This window comes from Nocardioides sp. CPCC 206348 (assembly GCF_048654705.1).
Lineage (GTDB): Bacteria > Actinomycetota > Actinomycetes > Propionibacteriales > Nocardioidaceae > Nocardioides.
The window spans coordinates 13,858-14,279 of record NZ_JBMCZA010000150.1 but is presented as its reverse complement, the minus strand read 5'-3'; the positions used below and the strand labels follow the sequence as shown (position 1 = coordinate 14,279).

Sequence of the window (422 nt, the reverse complement as noted above, 5' to 3'; positions counted from 1 at the left end):
ACCGCCGCCCAGCTCCTCGGCGCCGGCGAACGCGTCCTCGCGGACTCGGTGGCCTACGTGAAGCAGCGCAAGCAGTTCGGCCGCGAGATCGGGTCCTACCAGGCGATCAAGCACCAGCTGGCCGACGTACGGATCGCGCTGGACTTCGCCCGGCCGCTGGTCTTCGGCGCTGCGCTGGACCCGACCCCGCGCTCGGTCTCGGCCGCGAAGGTGGCCTGCGGCGACGCCGCCTACCTGGCCTCCCGCACCGGTCTCCAGGTCCACGGAGCGATCGGTTACACCCAGGAGTTCGACCTGAGCATCTGGATCACGAAGATCCGGGCGCTCGTCACCGCCTGGGGCACGCCGGCCTTCCACCGCGCACGCATCCTCGAGTCCCTGCTGGCGGCACGATGAGGTTCGCGCTCAGCGAGGAACAGGCC

The 422-nt window shown here is 70.9% G+C and carries 1 protein-coding gene; it reads left to right on the top strand.

Going from position 1 to position 422, the window contains the following annotated elements:
- On the top strand, positions 1-396 hold a 396-nt coding region (locus ACOADB_RS10650), incomplete at its 5' end, for an acyl-CoA dehydrogenase family protein (RefSeq protein WP_378598019.1).
- Positions 397-422: the final 26 nt, after the last annotated feature.